Origin of the sequence: Shewanella sp. SM69 (assembly GCF_025653985.1) — a bacterium.
GTDB lineage: Bacteria > Pseudomonadota > Gammaproteobacteria > Enterobacterales > Shewanellaceae > Shewanella > Shewanella oncorhynchi.
Genome location: NZ_JAKKRV010000001.1, coordinates 132,188 through 148,804, shown reverse-complemented (window position 1 = coordinate 148,804; position 16,617 = coordinate 132,188). Strand labels below are relative to the sequence as shown.

Annotated in this window: 13 protein-coding genes; 10 read left to right on the top strand and 3 right to left on the bottom strand. The window is 43.6% G+C overall.

Going from position 1 to position 16,617, the window contains the following annotated elements:
- Nucleotides 1–211 precede the first annotated feature (211 nt).
- Both L5M37_RS00720 and L5M37_RS00715 read left to right on the top strand, forming a co-directional pair.
- Entirely contained in the window at nucleotides 212–1,690 is a 1,479-nt protein-coding gene (locus L5M37_RS00720) for a L,D-transpeptidase family protein (protein ID WP_411569060.1), read from the top strand.
- Between the two features lie 154 nt (nucleotides 1,691–1,844).
- Nucleotides 1,845–2,393 (top strand): DUF882 domain-containing protein, encoded by a 549-nt coding sequence (locus L5M37_RS00715; RefSeq protein WP_028760165.1) that lies wholly within the window; start codon nucleotides 1,845–1,847, stop codon nucleotides 2,391–2,393.
- Here the strand turns inward: L5M37_RS00715 and L5M37_RS00710 are convergent.
- On the bottom strand, nucleotides 2,344–2,775 hold the full coding sequence (locus tag L5M37_RS00710; RefSeq protein ID WP_106650352.1) for a hypothetical protein: 432 nt from the start codon (nucleotides 2,773–2,775) through the stop codon (nucleotides 2,344–2,346). The two genes, L5M37_RS00715 and L5M37_RS00710, sit on opposite strands and share 50 nt — an antisense overlap.
- Before the next feature lie 303 nt (nucleotides 2,776–3,078).
- On the opposite strand from L5M37_RS00710, the gene rplY reads away from it, so the two are divergent.
- On the top strand, nucleotides 3,079–3,366 hold the full coding sequence (rplY, locus tag L5M37_RS00705; protein WP_028760163.1) for a 50S ribosomal protein L25: 288 nt from the start codon (nucleotides 3,079–3,081) through the stop codon (nucleotides 3,364–3,366).
- A gap of 191 nt (nucleotides 3,367–3,557) precedes the next feature.
- Here rplY and L5M37_RS00700 read toward each other — a convergent pair whose 3' ends face one another.
- Nucleotides 3,558–7,547, bottom strand: coding sequence for a translocation/assembly module TamB domain-containing protein (locus L5M37_RS00700; RefSeq protein ID WP_263199025.1), 3,990 nt, complete (start codon nucleotides 7,545–7,547; stop codon nucleotides 3,558–3,560).
- Nucleotides 7,544–9,394 (bottom strand): autotransporter assembly complex protein TamA, encoded by a 1,851-nt coding sequence (locus L5M37_RS00695; protein ID WP_028760161.1) that lies wholly within the window; start codon nucleotides 9,392–9,394, stop codon nucleotides 7,544–7,546. The genes L5M37_RS00700 and L5M37_RS00695 overlap by 4 nt, the downstream gene beginning before the upstream one ends.
- A gap of 120 nt (nucleotides 9,395–9,514) precedes the next feature.
- Here L5M37_RS00695 and L5M37_RS00690 point away from each other — a divergent pair, with 120 nt between their 5' ends.
- The 7 genes from L5M37_RS00690 (at nucleotide 9,515) to L5M37_RS24140 (ending at nucleotide 16,611) form a co-directional block, all read left to right on the top strand.
- Complete coding sequence (locus L5M37_RS00690) at nucleotides 9,515–10,546, top strand: isoaspartyl peptidase/L-asparaginase family protein (protein ID WP_263199023.1); 1,032 nt, start codon at nucleotides 9,515–9,517, stop codon at nucleotides 10,544–10,546.
- A 386-nt stretch (nucleotides 10,547–10,932) separates the two neighbouring features.
- Complete coding sequence (locus L5M37_RS00685; RefSeq protein ID WP_263199021.1) at nucleotides 10,933–11,937, top strand: isopenicillin N synthase family dioxygenase; 1,005 nt, start codon at nucleotides 10,933–10,935, stop codon at nucleotides 11,935–11,937.
- Nucleotides 11,938–11,955: 18 nt separating this feature from the next.
- The gene (locus L5M37_RS00680; protein WP_263199019.1) at nucleotides 11,956–13,116 is read left to right on the top strand and encodes a trans-sulfuration enzyme family protein; all 1,161 of its coding nucleotides are present in this window, start codon (nucleotides 11,956–11,958) and stop codon (nucleotides 13,114–13,116) included.
- 281 nt (nucleotides 13,117–13,397) lie between these two features.
- Nucleotides 13,398–13,760: a hypothetical protein gene (locus tag L5M37_RS24145; protein ID WP_411569059.1), complete on the top strand. Its 363-nt coding sequence runs from the start codon at nucleotides 13,398–13,400 to the stop codon at nucleotides 13,758–13,760.
- 12 nt (nucleotides 13,761–13,772) lie between these two features.
- On the top strand, nucleotides 13,773–15,254 hold the full coding sequence (locus tag L5M37_RS00675) for a TrkH family potassium uptake protein (protein WP_263199017.1): 1,482 nt from the start codon (nucleotides 13,773–13,775) through the stop codon (nucleotides 15,252–15,254).
- Between the two features lie 52 nt (nucleotides 15,255–15,306).
- Complete coding sequence (locus L5M37_RS00670; RefSeq protein ID WP_263199015.1) at nucleotides 15,307–16,305, top strand: FAD:protein FMN transferase; 999 nt, start codon at nucleotides 15,307–15,309, stop codon at nucleotides 16,303–16,305.
- Nucleotides 16,306–16,530: 225 nt separating this feature from the next.
- Nucleotides 16,531–16,611, top strand: a complete 81-nt coding sequence (locus L5M37_RS24140; RefSeq protein WP_105252297.1) for a potassium-transporting ATPase subunit F — start codon at nucleotides 16,531–16,533, stop codon at nucleotides 16,609–16,611.
- The last annotated feature ends 6 nt before the right edge of the window (nucleotides 16,612–16,617 follow it).

Sequence of the window (16,617 nt, the reverse complement as noted above, 5' to 3'; positions counted from 1 at the left end):
TCCATGGAATAGTCATATCATAGTGTTGTTGATTGATATAACCGCTGGCTCTCAGGTGACCTTAAAAATAGCTAAGGGAGTATTTATGATATTGAAAAAGATCATTCGCTATTTGCCCCCATCCATGCGTGTAACGCTAAACGTGAGAGAACTCAAATTGATAGAGCAGGAGTTCAACATCGCGAACTTGAAAGCATTGCAGATTAACCCGATGCCGACGAGGCGTAATCTAGCGCAACTATTACTCAGCCTTTTTTTCTGTATTCCAATAATTTTAGTGCCAAAGGTAGGTGCAGCTGATGGCGCTCAATCCTTGACATCAAATTCGAGTATTGCTGCGCAGCCAAATCTTGAGGGTAAAGCTGAAGATCTTACTGCTGTGCTGCCGCTTGCGGCCTTAGTGCTACAGGTGTTGCTATTGGATCTCGCAGGCGTTAATCCAGTATTTGGCCAGCATTATCGTGACTTAACACTTTCTCCTAATACCTTATCTACTGCTGATTTAGTACGAATCCAAGCTGATGTTACCGGTTACTGGCATTATGTGATGACATCCGCTGAATGTAACAACGCTGGAGCCCCAGGGACGGTTTCATCCGTTATTCCAGTAGATCCCCAATATCAAAGGGTGCTTAAGCAAATCGCCCATTTAGTGCAATTGGACACAATTGAACCATGGGAAACTTTAGTGCTAGATGAAAAGTTAACCTTAGGAATGAGTCATCAGATCGTTGATACCATAGCAAAGCGTATGTGGATATTGGGAGACTTAGCCACTGAGCCTAGAGTGAATCAAGTTTATACCGAAGAACTTATGATTGGCATTAAGCGCTTTCAGCAAAAGCACGGGCTAAAACAGGACGGGGTGATAGGTAAGCAGACCTTATTTTGGGTGAACCAATCGCCAAGGGCGAGGTCGGTACTATTAGCTAAAAACACTATTCGACAAAGAGTGTTTGAACGTAAATTAGAGCCGAGTTATTTGCTGATTAATGTGCCCGCTTTTGAGATGACGTTGGTCGATAATGGTACGCCAGTGTTAAGTTCCAAGGTCATTGTGGGTAAATCTTCTCGGCAAACACCGATTTTGGACAGTCAGATTTCTAGCGTGGTGCTTAACCCTAGTTGGCGAGTGCCTAGCAGCATTTTACGGCGGGACATTCTGCCGCAAATTCAGCGAAATGGTCATTATCTTAATGAACGTCAATTTGATGTGTACGATTATAACGGTCAACAGGTGCAACGCATGCCAGAGGAATGGCAGGCCTTAGCCAGCGCTTCGTTTCCCTATCAGCTTGTACAACGCCCTGGGGCGAAGAATGCATTAGGTAAATATAAGTTTCACTTTGATAACAGTTTCAGTGTCTATTTACATGGAACTTCTGAGCCAAGTCTCTTTAAAAAGGACGATAGGGCACTATCATCTGGTTGTATTCGTATTGAAAAAGCCACTGAATTAGCCCAGTGGTTTAAAGAACATTTAGTAAAAGACAAACGTTTATGGGACAAGTTAGCCCCTGGTATTACTGAACCTCAGTGGTTTTCACTTTCCGAAAAGTTGCCCGTGCATCTGGTTTACTGGACTGCATGGTTAGACGATAGTGGGCAGGAGCAATACCGTCGCGACATTTATGATTTGGAACCTGAGCTGACGAATGCTGTGCCTGCCACGGTTTTGGAACAACATTAACGTTTTTGTGCTGTAAAGTTGAGCAAGATAAGCATCTGAACTCGCTTGGCATTTTGAAATCCTACTCAGAATGGGGTTGGCAAAACTTGATCTTAGGGCTTATTCAGTATAATTTGCCTTACTAGTGACCAAAAAGCATACAAAAGGTGATCATGTGACTTTAATATGTCCTGCCCGTAGGCAGTTATTGTTAGGCCTTAGTGGTGTGGCATTATGTTCCTTTATTCCCTCAAAAGCGGTTGCCAGCCGTTCAACCAAAGGGATCCGCGAGTTAAGTTTGTTTAATCGTCATACTGGCGAGCGCGATGACGGTAGTTACTGGGTAGATGGTCATTATCAGAGCAAGGTGTTAGACAATTTTAATCATTTGCTGCGGGATCATCGTCAGAATGTGGCAGCACCTATGGATAAGCGCTTATTTGATTTACTCCACTCGCTCAAAACAACCTTGAATACCAACGATGAAATCCATGTGATTTCCGGTTACCGTTCACCAAAAACCAATGCCATGCTCGTGAGCCACAGTGGCGGAGTTGCTAAGAAGAGTTATCACATGCGCGGCATGGCGATGGACATAGCGATCCCTAGCGTTAAACTAAAAACCCTCAGAGAAGCGGCTTTATCCCTGAAACTCGGTGGTGTGGGTTATTACCCTAATTCTGGCTTTGTGCACGTCGATTGTGGTCCGGTAAGGCACTGGTAGCAATGATCTGTTGTTGGATCTGCTGATAAAAATCTTGTTCCAAGGCTTGCGATTCGATCAAGTAATGTCTGAGCAGCGGGATAAATTGTTGATTGAGTTTGTTCATTTCTCTATGTTGTTGCCAATCACAGATCAATAGGCTGAGACGTTGTGAAAATTGATATTGTCTTTGCCTCTGTGACTCAATATCGACAGACTCAATAATTTGCATAAGTAAGATCAAGCTGCGGTTTTTTTGTTGGGTGCAGGCAAGCAATTCTAAGAATTTTAATTCGAGGGTATTTTGCTGATAAGGAACGGTTTCGATAAGAGAGACGAGTTCACGGGCCAGTTGGCATGAAAGTCTATTTTCTTGTTGTAACTGGTATAGCGCATGACGCATTTTTTGACACAGCAGTTATCGAAATTTGCCCGAGCTTAACAGGCTTCTCAATTTCCCAGTGTGATCTAGATCTCGTGTTTTTTGTTTGAGATCAAAGCCTTTTCTCTGCCGTAACAGCCAAGATACAAGTTCCTCAATTTGATAAATAGCGGTCTGTTTTGCTAACGCTGACGCCGATAAATAGAGGGCTTGCGGTATTCTTGTGCGCCTTGGGTATCTATGTTAGTATTCGCGCGCTTTATATGAGCCGTCATTGGTCGAAAATGCCGGCAACTTTTTACTCTAAATTTAAGTGAGAAACACATGTCTTACACTATCCAAGCACAAACCCGCACTGAAATAGGGAAAGGTTCGAGCCGCCGCCTACGCCATGCTGGTAAAGTACCTGCTGTTATTTATGGCCAAGGCAAAGAGCCAGTTTCTATTGTTTTTGATCACAAAGATATCATTAACATTCAAGCTAATGCTGACTTCTACACTTCTACTCTGACTATCGTTGTTGATGGTAAAGAAGTGGGTGTTCGTGCACAAGCTATGCAACGCCACGTGTTCAAGCCAATCATTGAACATGTTGACTTCGTTTACGCTTAATTGTCGTAACTGAAGCAAAAAGCGCCTAAGGGCGCTTTTTTTGTGACTAATTTTTAGTTGTTTGTATTTATGGGTAGACACTTAGGCTTTACCCAAACAACCTCAACATACTGTAACCCGTATTTTGAGGTTGTTTGGTTAGAGTGATTGGATGCTAATTTTGTAGTGTCAATATCTTGGTATTCATATGGTTACTTGATATTGAAGTTGTAATAGATATCAAGTGATTGGCCTAAAGTGCCTGACACGGTTTCTAGATAGAGTTGTGAGAGCAAGTAATACCTGACGGTCATTTCGTAACCAGGGTTAAATACACCTACTCCGTATTTCACCATTAAGTTATCGCCGATAAAGCCACTGATCGCCACACGCCCTTCATCATTAGTGTCGAGTTGCACGTTAGAGAAACCAAACTCTTCAATGAGTCCTGTCGCGGTATTCCCTAGGTTGTTAATTGCGCCGCCGCCCACTTGTGAACCTAAACCGAGTGCCGCGCCCATCATCAGCGAGTTATTTTGCTCATTGTTGGCGCTGTTAAAGCCACTGCCTTTGATAATGTAAGACAAGATTTCGGCCTGCTCTTTGGCGGGATTGGAGAACAAGGTCACTACTGGGCGTGATGGCGTGCCTGTGACGCGTACACCTGCCACTAAGTCTTCAGTCTTAATTTCCCGTATTGCTTCAATATTCAGGTTTGGTAATGACGTTGGCCCCACAAATTGCACTTCACCAGTGCGGATTTTTAGGGTTTGGCCCATAAACTTGTAGCTACCTTGATTGACTTTGATATTACCGAAGAGCAAAGGAGGACGGAAAGCTTGCTGCTGTAGCTTTAAGGTCCCTTGGAGTTTACCTTTGAGGCCCATACCATCAATTCTGAGTTCGTTCCCCACACTGATATTCAGATCTGCAACGATGGCGTAGGGGCTAGTTTTAGGCTGAGTGGCGGCAATGGAATCGTCAAATACCACGTCTTCGGAGGCTGCGACACCGCCTTCCGCTAATGGCACAATTTTAATGTTGCCAGAAGGCACCGCTATTTTTCCTTTTACTGCTAGTTGCTTACTGTTGAAGGTTAAGTTGATCTCGGGGGAGACATCGAGAATAGCCAGTGGTGGTTGGATCACGGCGAGCTTATCGCCTTCGAGGGCTAACTCGCCACTAAATTGACCTTGGGGCCATTGCAGTTGACCATTCACTCTGCCTAAACCATTGCCCATCATCCAGCGTCCCTTAAGCTGCGCTTGTTGACCCGCAAATGACATCGACATGTCAATTTTGTCGATTAATGTTGGGTTTGCTGTTAGGGCTAAGGCGCCCTCAGTTAAGGCCATGCTCCCCGATACTTCGGGCGCATCTAGACTACCCGCAAAGTTAAGTTGACTCGTCAGTAAACCTTGCACTGTATTTAATTGAGGGAAAAACTCTCCAAGTGGCTGCAAGTTGATTTGCTTGATGTTGGCATAACCTGACAGGGTGCGATCAGGTGTGACATTGACGTTAATCTCACTCTGCCAACTGGCCACGCCTTCTGATTCAAAATCTAAAACCGTCGCCAGCCGTTTTGCATCTAAGGTCGCTTTTAATGACAGGTTTTGGTAATTAATGGTGACTTCACGATTTTTATCCCGTTTGAGCATAATGCTGCCGGGAGCGAAATCAAAGTTCACATCGGCAGTAGGCTTACGGCCAGCAGCCCATGCAACATTGGCTAACAGCGATGCAGGGCCGTTCCAACGCATATTCGTTGGTAATATTGGGACAAGTAATTGCCCTGGATTACCTGAGTAGCTCACCTGTGCGCTGCCTTTTTTACCTATTGGTGTATTACTGTTTAGGCAGATACGGCTATTGGGATTCATGAGGCAAAAGGGCGTAATGCTGCCTTGATTCTTGATTTGGTCCCAAGCCAGATTAATGGTGTTATCGAGCTGCCATAGGCCTACGGGCGTGTTGAGATTTAAACGATCAACATCGAGCTGTAGTCGTGACTTCTTCACATCGTATTGGCTGCTCATCGTTGCATCGAGCCCAAGATCGCCCGTGGCGTTGAGAGTGAGTTTTTGAGCGTTAATGGTACCTTTCGCCCCGAGTGTCACTGTATCTAAATTTTGTTCTGCAATCTGCAAGGTTTTTGATTTTAGCGAGATAGCAAACTCATGTTGATCTAGCGGCTTGTAATAGGCCTTTAAATTAGATTCCTGCAGTTTAATGTTTTGATAGTAAAGTTCTGCCAGCTGCGCTGTAAGCTCGACCTGGGGGTGTTTCTCGTCACCAGTGACATTGATCTGCGCCTGTAGTTGGCCGCTGGCCTTAGGTAACCATAGGCCAAAGTCGGGCACTTGTAATTCACCTTGGAGATCCCAGTTGGCATTGGCTTCGCCTTTGAGTGCCAGAGTTGAACCTAGTACTTTGGCGTTCAGCCCTTTAGCACTGACATACAGGGAATCATTCACACTGATATCCCCTGTAATATCGAAGGGATAACCTTGCAAAGTGCCAGTGAGCTCAGTATCGCTCAGGGATACTTGCCAACGGGGGTTTGCAAATGAGCCTTTAGTGCGTAATTTTCCTGAAATCAAACTGTCCGGTAAACCCGTTGTACTTTGTGCTGTATCCGTTTGTGGCAGCTGTATTTCTTGTAATTTGACGTCATTGATCCAGAGATTGGCGTTCCAGCTAATGGCTTTTTGATAATCGAGTTCGCCCGTGAGCTTGACCTTACCAATCGCGCCCATTACATCAAGATTATTGATGGTTAACTTAGCATCTTGATGATGGATGTCAGTGTCTATGTCGAGCACTTTGTGAAAGGGTGTGATCAGTTGGCCAGTAAGACTCGCCTCTTGCCGATTAAGGTCGCCTTGGCTATCGAGTGTGGCATCGCTTACCGAGTATTCAGGGTTCTTCAGTGGCCACTGAAGCCGTGTCTGTTCAAGTTTCACCTTGTAGGGCAGGTTAGGGTCTTGCAGTGTTATTTGGCCATCTAGCGTAAAGTCGGCATCGCCCTTGGCGACGGCATTCACCTGAAGCTGCCCTAAACTTTGGCTCAGCTGTAACGTTAATACTTGATGAGTGAGATCTGGCAATTCGACTAGTTGGTTAAGGGTGAGATTTGCCTCTAAATCGAGTGGATAATCTTTATCAAGTGTTAGGCTGCCTGTGATATCGGCGCTGCCATCGGTGTGGCTAATGGCGAGATGGTCTAAGGTCAATTGGTATTCACGGAAACTGCCTTGTAGTTCTGCATGGCCAAAAACATCTTTACGATCGCCGATTTGCAGTGTGGTGTTGTCTAACGTTAGGGCATTGACTGTCACAGGGAAAGGCATAAATACTTGTGGCAATTGTGCTAAAGCCCATTCAGCCTCTTTTGTTAGCGACGGACTGGCCGATGGTGTCGGTGTTGTTCCCGCGGCTGTGCTGGGATTTGCTGCATTCGTTACCGCTGCCGTGCTAGTTTGTGTTGCTACATCGGTTGATGCAGGGATCAGTATGAATAATCCTTCGCTGGATAGCTGTTTAACCGACAAACCTTCGGTAAACCATTGTGCTTCTGCGTTAAGACGATTAGCGGTAAATTGCATATCATCCACTTGGATATTAACACCATTGAGTTCAGCAGAATCTAAAACAATATCAAAGGGTAATAGGAGCTCGCTGGGTTCTTCATCAAGTGGCGCGACTGGCGCTTCGTTTGAGTCTGCAGAAAGCGCTAGGGTATCAATAGTGACATCGACTTTAGCCGCAGATAAGCTATTCACGCATAAGCGTTTTTGCAGTAAACAGGCGGGCTGCCACAGTAAATGCAGATCCTCAAGTTGCACGTTCATTCCGGCCATAGACCAAGCCGCGTGAGATAGGGCTAAGTCTTTGTTAATGGAACCAGAGGTATAAGTCAGTTCAAGATCGGGTACAAATTGATCGGCTAAACCCACGCTAATGCGCGAGCCAAATTCAGTGCCGAGTAATAGGGCGATTAACACTAAAAGCCCTAATGGCACATAGATAATAATCCGAGTCCAGAGTTTGAACTGCCGCCACAGTCTTTGAATGAATGACACCGATGGGGTGACAGAGGTCACTATGGTTTCAGTGGCTTCGGCTTCATTGGCTTCAATGATGGGATTATCAACGATATCTTGTTCGCTTGGCTTATTATGCTCTGGGGGCTGGCTCATAGATCTGTCCCCATGGTTAGGTGAATTCGCCATGATCTTTCAATGGTCTCAGTTTCTTTCAATCCGACCCCTAAATCTAATTTGATTGGACCAATCGGGGAGATCCAATGGATACCGCCACCGACAGAGACGACAGGTTCAAATTGATTATTATCGAAGGCGTTACCCGCATCGATAAATGTGCCGACCCGCCAAGTGGGGGTCACATAATATTGATATTCCAAACTACCAACCATTAAATAGCGGCCACCGATAACCTCGCGATTGGTTTTTCCATCGTCAGCAACATAGTCTAAATAGGGGCCGAGTTCTTGATAACCATAGCCGCGCACACTCTGATCGCCACCGGCAAAATAGCGTAGTGATGGTGGGATAGAGGCAAGATCATTCTCGTTAGCTAAGTTGGCAGCTAAATCAATACGAGCGACGATTCTGTGGTTATCGAAGAAGGTATCAATCCATTTAAATTTAGCTTGCAAGCGGGCTAGGCGGGTTTCTGATCCTAAATAGGGATCGGCATAGTCTAGGCTGTAAATTTGTCTAAACCCGGATTTAGGATCCAGTGAGTTATCTCCCCGGCTAGTCCGAGAAAAGTTAATTCCTGCCAGATAAAACGACGGCATATAATCGACGTCAGACTGGGTATATTCTTCGCGTATGGCCTCCAACGAATAACTCATTAGCCATTGATTTTCTAGTCTTTGCTGACGTAATAGCCCCAGAAGGTACTTAGTCGACTCGAGCTGGCCTGTGTTACTAAAATCACGATTCTCGGCATCATATACTTGAGTCACACCGTATTTGTCCCGCAGCAAACCGAGGCGGATCTTCAATTGATCGTCTAAAGGATGTGTGAGCGGAATCGTATAAGTGGTTAATAACTTTGGTCTATCGGGCGACCATTCGAGACTGGTTTCTTGGGAATGCCCGTATTTATTGATTTGTGGTGTACGCCAAGTCACACGCACCCTCGGATCAAAGGCTTGATCTGTTTTGCCAATATCACCACCAAAACCGAGTTCAATTGCGTGACTTGCCTTAGGCGTTAATTCGACTCGCATTGGAATATGGTTATCTTCGACGTTATCGATTTGCGGGATCACTTTGATATTGGCGAAATAACCAGTATCTAATAACTGACGATTCAAGGCGCTTACACGGCGAGTTGAGTATGAAGCACCTTCTTTAAAGGGGATAAGATCCTCTAATATATCGGGTTCTAAGTTATGGCCATCGAAACTGACTTGGCCAAATCGGTAACGTTTGCCTGAATCAAAATGCAAACTTACCTGTGCGGTATTAATATCGCGGTTAACTTTAATTTGTGATTCAGTAAATTCGCCATCGAAGTAACCTCGTGCCAAGGCTAAGGTGACGAGTTGCGATTTTACGTCGCTGTAAACACCGTGATTTAACACATCGCCGGGTTTAATGTTGACCTTTGCGAGCCATTGATCGAAGGCTCGGTCATCAAGCATTTCACCACTAAAATTAATATCGACCCACTGAACAATGGTTGGCTCGCCGGGGCTGATTTCAAGTTTTAATTCCCACGGTCCCTTGTCATGCTCAATCAGCTTCTCTTCTACTTCACCGTGATAGTAGCCCATGGATTCTAAGGCGGTGCTGATATTGTCATCGACATTAAACAAAAAGGCACGGCGCTGCACCTCAGATTCAGGTAAAGCGCCTAAGTGAGCAACTATGTTGCTTCGAAGCGCTTCATTCACGCCTGTAACAGATAATTTGATAAAATCATCTGCTGCCGCGACTGATGTGACTGAAATCAGACTCAGAAACAAGCAAAGACGAATGTAATGTGAGGTGATTTGCAAAAATGGCTGCACTTTATAGTCCCTGTGATTTGGCATCATTGTCGCCAGAATAAAACCAACAGGCAAGGAGATGATTGAAATTACACGATGAAATGGTTACAAAGGACGCTACTTTTTAAGGGGATGTAAAGAATGAAAACAAAATTAGCCATCTTTAGTTTAATTATTTCGGGCCTACTTTTTATGTCACATAACACCTTTGCCAATGATAAACCGTTCGCCATTGCGATCCATGGCGGTGCGGGGACGATTTCTAAAGCTAATCTCACCCCTGAACAACGCCAAGCCTACAAAGATAAGTTAAAGGAAGCGGTCGATAAAGGCTCAAAAGTCTTAGAGGAGGGCGGTGACAGCTTAGTGGCAGTACAAACCGCAATTAATATCCTTGAAAATAGTGCTCTGTTTAATGCTGGTATAGGCGCGGTTTATACCTATGACGGCGGACATGAATTAGATGCCTCTATTATGGATGGCAAAACCATGAATGCCGGCGCTGTCGCTGGAGTGCGTCATATTGCCAATCCAATTGACTTAGCCTTGGCCGTGATGAATAAATCTGAGCACGTGATGCTCTCGGGCGCAGGAGCGGAAGAATTTGCACTGACTCAAGGTTTTACTTTAGTGCCAAACCGTCATTTTGATACTGACGAGCGTTATCAGCAATTACTCGATGCACGGCAAAAACTGCAAGCTGCGGCTAAATCTGAACAAGTTGCTAATGTTGAGATGAAGGACCTCGATTACAAATTTGGTACCGTTGGTGCTGTCGCCTTAGATAAAAAGGGTAACTTAGCTGCAGGTACATCGACCGGTGGTATGACGGCAAAACGCTTTGGTCGTATCGGTGACTCTCCTGTCATCGGTGCTGGCACTTATGCTGAAAACGGTGTTTGTGCCGTATCGGCAACGGGTCATGGTGAATTCTTTATCCGTTACCTCGTCGCGGGGGATATTTGTGCCAAGGTGAAATATCAGCAAAAATCTATCATTCAGGCTGCAGATGAAGTTATTAATCAACGTCTTATCACTGCTGGCGGTTCGGGTGGTGTGATTGCAGTCGATCAGCGTGGCAATATTGCTACGCCATTTAATACCGAAGGTATGTACCGCGCCACCCGTAGTAATGGTGAGCCAGCCCAAGTGCTGATTTGGCATGATCAATAATGTCATTGGTAGAAGCATCTAGGTTTATAACTGACATGACTTAGAAACGTTAAAACTTCGAAACCTTAAAAGCGAGTGCCGCAAAAGTGGACTCGCTTTTATTTTTATATCTTAATTTTACTAATATATTGAAAAATAACCAGATAAATATCATTAAGCAGTATGGCTTATGATGTTTATCTGAGTGGTACGGTTTGAGTTGGCCTAATAATTAGCGTTGTTTTAACCTTTGAAATTCAAATCTAGCAGTATAGAAGCCTAGATGTCTATATATCTAAATGATCTATTATTACTGTTTAATATATCAAATAGTTATTAATTCATTATCCATCGACCCATAAAGGCATAGAATCCGGCTCAGACAATGCATTAAATGGGAGTCATTGATGGAACAATTACCGATATTGAATTTAAGTGATTGGCATGCCAGTGGACAACGTCGTAACGCTTTTATTACTAAGCTTGCCGATGCTGCCAGAAGAATAGGGTTTTTCTATCTCACCGGCCACGGCATTGAGCTTGCTAGACAGCAGCAAGTACTTCAGTTAGCGGCAGATTTCTTTGCGCTGCCCGTCGTAGATAAACTTGCGGTGAAAATGGCTAATACACCGCATTTTCGCGGTTATACCCGTTTGCAAGGTGAATTGACCTTAGGGAAACCGGACTTGCGGGAACAGTTTGATATCATGCAAGAAGAAGTGGCTAACCCTCAGCAGTCTGATGTGCCTATATGGTGGCAGCTACAGGGGCCTAATCAATGGCCGTCACAATTACCACAGATGAAATCGACTTTATTGGCATGGCAACAGGATTTAGCCGATACCAGTGTCACACTATTGAGGGCTTTAGCTGTTGCGCTAGAGCAGCTAGAAAGCGCCTTTGATGCCACGATTGAAGCGGGTCCTTATCAGCATATGAAGCTTATTCGCTATCCCAGCGCGGATGGACAGACTTCAGGCCAAGGTGTAGGGGCACACAAAGATCCTGGCTATTTGACCTTAGTGCTGCAAGATAAGCAATCCGGTTTAGAGGTTCAGACTGACAACGGTTGGTTAAGCATACCGCCATTAGAAGATGCCTTTGTGGTGAATATAGGTGAATTACTTGAGTTGGCTTCTAATGGGTATTTAAAGGCAACCAACCATAGGGTGACAAGCCCGCCTGCTGGGGTCGAGCGCTACTCGTGCGCCTTTTTTATGGCGGCGCAGTTGAATGCGACAGTCCCTTTGTTACCTTTGCCAAAGCATCTGGCGAACCAAGCTCAAGGACCGGCAAGCGATCCATTAAATCCACTTTTCCACCAAGTGGGCCAGAACGTATTAAAAGGGCGTTTACGCTCTCATCCCGACGTTGCTCAAGCGCATTACGCCTCATTCGCTCATGCCATTTAATGGTTATTAGGATCTATTATGCAATTTAAAACTAAATTACTTCACACCCATTATGCCGCTGATAACTCGACGGGCGCGCTTACAACTCCTATCTATCAAAGTAGCACCTTCGCCTACGGTAGTGCCGAGGATGGTCGAGCCCGTTTTGCAGGTGAGCAACCGGGCTTTATCTACAGTCGCATGGCGAATCCAACAGTGCAGGCGCTTGAATATCAATTAGCACAACTGGAAGGGGCTGATGAAGCACTCGTTGTTGCGAGTGGGATGGCGGCAATCAGCAGTATTTTCTATGCCTTAGCGAGTCAAGGTGATGAAATCGCATTTATCGACCCCGTATACGGTGGCACTGCGGCATTTTTAATCCAAACGTTAACCCGCGCGGGTATTACTGTGCGCCGTTATCAAGATGATGATCATTTATTGGCAGAGATTACCGCCGAAACAAAAATGATTTTATTTGAGCCCATCACCAATCCGACCTTAAAAGTCAGTGACTACCGTAAGGTTAAGCTTGCCGCCGAAAAAGTGGGCGCTATAACCATTTGTGATAATACGTTTTTAACCCCGTATTTATTCAAACCGCTGGAACATGGCATTGATATTGTGATGCACAGTGCCACTAAGTATTTAAGTGGTCATGGCGATTTAATCGCAGGTGTTGTCGCTGGACCTAAGGCATTAATGCAACCTATTCGCACTATAGCGCTTAAACATATCGGCGCTGCGATTGGGCCACAGGAAGCCTATTTATTACAGCGAGGCTTACGTACCTTAGCACTTAGAATGGATGCTCATCTTGCGGGCGCGGCTAAGGTCGCCGCTTTTCTTGCAACCCATCCGAGCGTTGCAAAAGTTTATTACCCAGGGCTAGCAGAGGATCAAGGTCATCAAGTTCTGAGTGAAACCATCAACGCCTTTGGCGGTATGGTGAGTATTGAGATCGAAGGGGGTTTTAACCGAGCGGCGCAGTTTTTAGATCATTTGAACTTGTTTACTCAAGCGGTCAGTTTAGGCGACTTAGAGAGCCTTGCCTGCCACCCCGCTAGTACCACCCATGCCGCTATGGATGTTGCGAGTCGGCTAGCTTCAGGGGTGAATGACAACCTGATTAGATTGAGCATTGGCGTCGAAGATCCTCAAGATTTGATTGCCGATCTTGAGCAAGCCTTAGCCATTTAAGCATATTGATACTAACCATCCCCAGTTAAATTGATTGGGGATTTCAAAAATATAATGTTATTTATTTTGTCTATCTAAAGTTAATTTCCGTATTTTTTTACGTTTTTTTTACGCGTCAGAATTGTTTTCGTCTGTTAAAGTGAAAATCTGTATGACATAACGACTTACATTTTGATGGACAAACTAAGTGTTTTTAAATTCTCTGTTAGGTTGAGCTTTATTTCTGAGTGTCTACTCGCTATTTGCTTGTATCTACCCTCTTGGAGGGGGTCATCTAAAGCATTATTATTGTACTCCAACTCGTTGTCGTTATGATTACACTTCAATGTTGTTTTCAATATGCGTATATGGCTGCATTTTTTGAAGCTATTCGTGTTCATTTTTTATTTAACGCTCCTTGTTATTCTCTCCCAATGATAGATGTGGCTGTTTTTATCAATCTAATCACTTTTATTGTCATAGCCATTGTCGCGACGATAAGTCAACTTGCAATCCACCTTAGACGACAAAGAGTATTAGGGGACGATCTATTTCCTAACCTAACTCTGTTATCGATAGCATATAATTTTAGAACAGGACGTGAGCGCTTGTATTTTATGATACCTAATAAATTATTCATTAAGTCTTTCACGATAAATATCTAAAGGTGAGTTGGAATGGTTGCAGTCAGTGGAATACAGAAATCTAGCTCTCGATTTCATACCATAATTCATCTATGTAGCTTTTTGATTGTCATATATAGCTTCACCATGTTGATGCCTATCGCTGTTGCATTATTTTATAAAGATGGATATATCACTCCATTTTTAATCACATTCCTACTTTCCCTTTTTATTGGTGTGGTCGGTTGGAAGATGACAAGTGAGGAAAATAAAAATCTGCAAAAACGTGATGGCTTCATGGTTGCTTGTTTATTTTGGCTGATATTTTCCTTAATGAGTGCATTACCTTTTCTTCTTGATAGACGATTGGACTTGAGTTTAACCGATGCCATGTTTGAAGGTGTGTCTGGCATTACTACGACTGGAGCCTCGATTTTTTCAGATATTGATGAACTACCCAAATCGATTTTATTTTATCGAGCACAGCTTAATTTCCTCGGTGGGTTAGGGATAATTGTTTTGGCCGTTGCAATTATGCCATTTCTTGGTATTGGTGGCGCAAAATTATATCAGTCTGAGATGCCAGGTCCCATGAAAGAGGAAAAGATGACGCCCCGCCTTGCGGATACGGCTCGAAATTTATGGGGGCTTTATAGCGTACTTGCCTTAGGTTGTGCAGTTGCTTATAAACTTGCAGGAATGAATTGGTTTAATGCCATATGTCATAGCCTATCTACCGTTTCATTGGGTGGATTTTCCACACATAGCGACAGCTTAGGATATTATAACAGTGCTGCAATTGAGCTTGTGGGTGGTGTGTTTTCAATACTGGCAGCAATCAATTTCGCCTTATACTACATAGTGTTAGTTCGACGAGGCTTCAAGCCTATTTGGTATAATGCGGAGGTTCGATTTTTTATTCTCATATTATCTATCGTTGTTGGGATCGCTTGTTTAGAGCTGAATCGTACTCAAACTTTTGATATTAAAGATTCATTGGTACATGGATTTTTTCAAACAGTTTCAGTTATGACGGACAATGGATTAGGCTCTGCAGGTTATCCTAATTGGCCCAGTCATATTGTGCTTTTATTATTAGGCGCGAGCTTTTTTGGTGGATGCTTTGGTTCTACTTGTGGCGGTATTAAAGCTGTCAGATTTTTACTTTTGTACCGTCAAGGGATCCGAGAAATTCATCAATTGGTTCATCCTAATGCCATTTTAACGACAAAGATCAGTGGCCAAGTTGTTTCAGACAGAGTCATTCGCTCAGTATGGGGATTATTTTTCCTGTACATATTTTTTACTTGCGTTTTTGTATGGGGATTGGTCGCCATTGGACATGATTTTGCCACCGCCTTTGGAACAGTCGCCGCGTGCATTAATAATATGGGAATTGGTTATGGTGACACTGCATCTGGATTTGGCACGTTAAAAGATGCGGCTAAATGGCTGATGTGTGTCGCTATGCTTTTTGGGCGATTAGAAATATTTCCTGTACTCATCATTTTCTCACGGGCATTCTGGCGATTTTAATTTTAAGTGTATTTTATGGTTAATTTGTCGAATTGACTGGGAGGGTCAGTAAATGAAATGGTTATTGAGATGTATATTACTCATTATGCTAGTAGGGTGTCAGAAATCGCCAGTTTATACCAAGTTAGAAGGCCTTGCGCAGGGAACGAGTTGGCATGTGACATTTTGGAGTAAAGACAAGATAAATAGTACAGAGATAAACCGCGAGATTGAGCGGCAATTGGCAGAAATAGATCTTCATATGTCTACTTATCGTTCAGATTCGGTGATTTCTCGTTTTAACAGTATGCACTTAGCTATGGCGGTCGGGGATGATATTTTAGGGCTCATAGGGATAGCCAAGGAGGTCACTTCAAAAACGGAGGGTTGTTATGATTTGACCATTAAACCATTATTCGATTTGTGGGGATTTACCCATAATCAATTAACTATTCCTACAGAAAGTGCACTCCAACAGACATTAACCTATGTAGGCTTACATCATTTAAGTATTGATAATCAAATGTTAACTAAAGATTTGCCAGAGGTACATCTTGATTTATCTTCGATTGGACAGGGATATAGCGTAGGCAAAGTTGCAGATGTGCTAAAGCGATACAATATCGATAATTATTTGGTAGAGATTGGCGGCGAAATGGTCGTACACGGCAGTAAGCTCGATGGTTCTGCTTGGAAAATCGCGATTGAAAAACCGCTGCCCGAACAGCGAACAATGCAAAAGGTTCTGCTTATTGATTTCCCTCAAGCGATCATGACATCGGGTACATATCGTCATTATTTTGATCATTTAGGGCAGCGTTATTCACATATTCTTGATGCGCGAACCGGTAAACCCGTAACCCATAACACAGTATCTGTAACTGTATTGGCAACGGATCCGGCTAGAGCAGATGCTTGGTCTACAGCGCTATTATGTTTAGGAAGTCAAGAAGGATTAGTCGTCGCTAATCAGAATGATATAAAAGCATTATTTATTGATGACAATAAAGGTGTACTTAAAGAAATTAAGACTGATAGCTATAATAAAATGAAAAATATAGAGCTTAATTAATCTACAATATCATCGCTTGGTCATGTGTTAATGCCAGTTAGTATTTCTAGCTGGCATTTTTATTTTACTTTTATAGCTAATGCCATTGTTTATTGTGGCCTTATTTATCACTGATTATGATGACTTTTACGTATTCTTTACGGGATTAGTCATTTTAACTCTAGAGACTTTACGCGGTTAATTCATATATTTGTCCTGTTACTCACTTTCTTAAGGACAAATTATATGGACTGGATATTTCTAATACTTTCCATAGCACTTTTCATCTACTTAGCAGTGGCAATGTTTGCCCCTAATAAGTTTTAGGAGTCG

Bases quoted from the DNA above. Each gene is read 5' to 3' on its own strand.
- L5M37_RS00720 (WP_411569060.1), top strand. From the start codon at position 212: ATGCCGACGAGGCGTAATCTAGCGCAACTATTACTCAGCCTTTTTTTC.
- L5M37_RS00710 (WP_106650352.1), bottom strand. From the start codon at position 2,775: ATGCGTCATGCGCTATACCAGTTACAACAAGAAAATAGACTTTCATGC.
- rplY (WP_028760163.1), top strand. From the start codon at position 3,079: ATGTCTTACACTATCCAAGCACAAACCCGCACTGAAATAGGGAAAGGT.
- L5M37_RS00700 (WP_263199025.1), bottom strand. From the start codon at position 7,547: ATGAGCCAGCCCCCAGAGCATAATAAGCCAAGCGAACAAGATATCGTT.
- L5M37_RS00690 (WP_263199023.1), top strand. From the start codon at position 9,515: ATGAAAACAAAATTAGCCATCTTTAGTTTAATTATTTCGGGCCTACTT.
- L5M37_RS00685 (WP_263199021.1), top strand. From the start codon at position 10,933: ATGGAACAATTACCGATATTGAATTTAAGTGATTGGCATGCCAGTGGA.
- L5M37_RS00680 (WP_263199019.1), top strand. From the start codon at position 11,956: ATGCAATTTAAAACTAAATTACTTCACACCCATTATGCCGCTGATAAC.
- L5M37_RS00675 (WP_263199017.1), top strand. From the start codon at position 13,773: ATGGTTGCAGTCAGTGGAATACAGAAATCTAGCTCTCGATTTCATACC.
- L5M37_RS00670 (WP_263199015.1), top strand. From the start codon at position 15,307: ATGAAATGGTTATTGAGATGTATATTACTCATTATGCTAGTAGGGTGT.
- L5M37_RS24140 (WP_105252297.1), top strand. From the start codon at position 16,531: ATGGACTGGATATTTCTAATACTTTCCATAGCACTTTTCATCTACTTA.